We start from the raw sequence: 3447 nt of genomic DNA on the forward strand, positions 1-3447 counted from the left end.
ATTAAAGGTTCTAAAATAGTCCACTGTTGATTAGAAATATCTGTGGAATAAGGTTTTCTTGGATTCATAACTTCTAGTTTATTTGTACTTAGAAGTTATATTTTAGACTTTTCGTACATCCTCTCAGAAAGTCTCGCAAAATCTCGGTTTGAGAGATGGTATCGTGCAGGTGTATAACCAGAATGCAGCAACTAATAAGGTTTATGCTCAAATTAAAGGTTATTGGGCATCGGATAGGACTAATGCTGATGGAAAGTATTTGATTATTGGTAATGAAGGTAAAGAGTTTATCGTTACTGATGGTCAAGGTGTTTATAAAACTGGTCAACAGATAATTACTAGCAAAGTTACTACTGAAGTAGGGGAAACTGCAACTACTGAAATTAGGAATCTGACTTTTAATGATGAAAGTCCTATTGCACAACTAGAAGAATTACAAAACTCTTATCCCGATGCAGACATCTATTTGAACGGAGAATTAGTAATTGATTTTCCCGAAGATGTGAACATACCCATCGAGTCAAAGCAGATGGTTACGGCTTCTTTGGTGGGGAGTAGAGTTAAGTTTAATTATTGTGGGTTGGATAGGGCGATCGCGTTATTGAGAGAACAGTATGCAGTGGGTACGGTAGAGATTAAGTTAATTAAGATCGAGACTTTAGAATAATATTGATAAAAATTGATAGAGATAATCAATATTATGTACGATGATGAAGCTTTGCTAATTACTTATCCAGATTATTCTTTTAACATGGATACTTTCTATAGATATAGCTATCGCTTCTAGATACAGATACTTCTGCTAAAACTAACACCAAGCCGATATCAACAGCAATTCCCACAGTAGAAGAATTAAATCAACTCTTAAATCTAACCATGCAAGGAGACATTCGAGAGGTATTATCCTAAATCGACAGATTACAAAGCGATCGACCTTAACTAATCTCTTTTATCCGACAGATACGTACTTTAGCCGAAACCTGTCAACTTAAAAAACTAAAAGAATTACTAAAGAGATATCTGTAGTTAAGGCAATCGCAGTTTTAAAATGACAGTAAATAATTTTATGTTCTTTAATTATTTAGTTAATAAGATTAAAAATTTATGTAGATTAAATTTAGATGCAAAAATGAATTCACAAAATAAAAATAAACAAAAAAAATTATTGGAACAAACAATAAAACAAGAAACTAGAAATTTATTAAAACAAATTTCTAGCCAAAATATCGACAATAATAATATTGATTTATATGAAAGAAAACTCAAGATACTTTTGGAATTTGGAGAATCACTAAATAATGACTCAAATTATGATTCTCTTATTGACAAAATTATTAATAGTTTCTTAGAGTATGATGCTGACATAACAAGTCAAAAAGACTATGGTAAATCGATACTCAAGAATGCCACAGAATATTTATATCTTTTACGAAAATCAACCCAATCGTTAGATAATAAGATAACACAAGCAGGGAAGATGAATAAAATCAACGATCCTGCTTTGGGGCTTGAGCTTTTTCGTACTTATCGAAGCATAATCGAACATGAAGGAACGCTTTTAAATGAAAGAATTAATTGGTTTTTAACTACTCAAGCATTTTTATTAACTGGTGTTGGTGTTGCAATAACTGCAAATGCTACGATTATTTCACCATTATTTATAATACTAATTTCTATTATTGGTTCTATATACAGTCATCTGGTCAAAAATCCTATTTTACTAACTATTGAAGCGGTAGATATCCTAAAACATGAATGGAAAAATGAGATATACGGCTCTATGCCTGATAAAAATGACGGTATAGCTATTACCAGTCAAGTTAAGAACTTATTACCCTTGCAAGTTTGTTTTGATTCAAATGCATACCAGAACTATCTAGAAAGTCAGACCCATGACTATACTATTGAATCTCAGTCTAAACAATTTAAAATAAATGTAAAAACTCTTCAAAGAACCTTATTTTGGATGTGGATAGTTATTGGTATTATAGCTACTCTTTACTTAATTTTTTTTGATGGATTTAAAATGAATCCTCTGGCTAAAAAGCCATATTATTTGACAATTTTACCTCAACAAAAGGATACTAAACTTTATGAAAATAATCCAAAAGAAGTGCCGTATATTTCTAATCTCATTAACAAAATAAATCAACCAAACTCACTATTTAGAGCTACAATTTGCATGGCTAAATCATCGAAAAATCAGGTTGTAGTACTATACCCAGTCGGCAATTCCTCTTTTAACTTATCTGAAGAACTAGCTAACTCAAGTTGGTCTCAAATGAAAACCTATATTGAAACTGAAATATCCGACAAATCAGTTACAGTTTCGCAGTTGCAGATCGAACGGGATTCTCTGAATAGATGCCAATGATACAAAAAAAATTAATTTGATGAATATTCAAATTGTTGACAGGTCGAATACAATAGCGATCGCCCGTCCCCGAACCCAGATCGCACCCAAAACCAACTCAATAGACTAAGACAGAAGTAGAACACTAATATTAGTAACTGCGATGAAGAGAAACTGGTCTGTTGTAAAAGTTTTAGGGTATGTCATATTGGGAATAGGCGCGATCGCACTCACCAACACCAACACAAAACAAACCCAAGCAAACCAACCCGAACCAGTTACCGAAACTACCACCCCTTACAGTCGCAGCCGTCACATCATCACCCTGACTATCAATCAACTAGACGAACTCAAAGTAACCGAAGGTCAGAGAATAAACCCAGGCGATATCATCAGCGATCGCACTTCTACCAAAGCCAAACTACTAGCCAAAAAGGAAAGATTGGAAACAGCGATCGCCCAAGCCAGTCTACCCCTCAATCAACTCAAAACAGTTCCTATACCCAAGTTTCAAACAGAACTAGCAGCACTCAAACAGGCACAGTTTAATCTAGATGTCATTGTTCGCGAGATTGATAACTTTGACTCATCACTTCACTTTAAAGACCCCTTTTACTCCTCGGTATTCGAGTCAGAGAAGATTCAGGAATTAGCAGACTTGAAGCGTAGAGAGCTAGAAGCTTCTATTAATGTGGAAAAGGCGATCGCCAGACTTGATGAAGCCAAACTCAACTATCAAAAACAGCAGTACGAACACTCTCTCAAAGTATCTGACTATCAAACTTCATTGCAGAAGCAGCAGGAGCAGATTAACTCGCTGCAAACTCAACTAGATAAGGTTGATGAGGAATTAGAAACCCTGGTGTCTGTTTATTCTCCCTATCGGGGGAAGGTAAGAAGGGTTAAGATATTGGGTCAGAGCGAGAGAGATATTAATGTTGAGGTTACTTTAGATGTTAGAGGTGGTCGGTAGCGTTATTCCCGCTTTTCTCACAAAAAAGGCGATCGCTATTTGCCAAAAAGCATACCGCATCTATGTTTGACCCTGGTGTTAAGTCCCTGCGGTAAAACAACAGTCTGTGGTTTGAGTTCCA

General features: G+C 34.9%; 3 protein-coding genes. All 3 read left to right on the top strand.

Going from position 1 to position 3447, the window contains the following annotated elements; all coding sequences use genetic code 11:
* The first annotated feature begins 148 nt into the window (after nucleotides 1–148).
* Nucleotides 149–667, top strand: a complete 519-nt coding sequence (locus tag H1P_RS31915) for a hypothetical protein (protein WP_144875298.1) — start codon at nucleotides 149–151, stop codon at nucleotides 665–667.
* 381 nt (nucleotides 668–1048) lie between these two features.
* The gene (locus H1P_RS31920; RefSeq protein WP_144875300.1) at nucleotides 1049–2374 is read left to right on the top strand and encodes a hypothetical protein; all 1326 of its coding nucleotides are present in this window, start codon (nucleotides 1049–1051) and stop codon (nucleotides 2372–2374) included.
* A gap of 142 nt (nucleotides 2375–2516) precedes the next feature.
* Nucleotides 2517–3326, top strand: coding sequence for an HlyD family secretion protein (locus H1P_RS31925; RefSeq protein WP_144875302.1), 810 nt, complete (start codon nucleotides 2517–2519; stop codon nucleotides 3324–3326).
* Nucleotides 3327–3447 lie beyond the last annotated feature (121 nt).

Source organism: Hyella patelloides LEGE 07179, assembly GCF_900659865.1.
Lineage (GTDB): Bacteria > Cyanobacteriota > Cyanobacteriia > Cyanobacteriales > Xenococcaceae > Hyella > Hyella patelloides.

Excerpts from the sequence above, each read along its gene's own strand:
- H1P_RS31920 (WP_144875300.1), top strand. The coding sequence starts at position 1,049 with ATGACAGTAAATAATTTTATGTTCTTTAATTATTTAGTTAATAAGATT.
- H1P_RS31925 (WP_144875302.1), top strand. The coding sequence starts at position 2,517 with ATGAAGAGAAACTGGTCTGTTGTAAAAGTTTTAGGGTATGTCATATTG.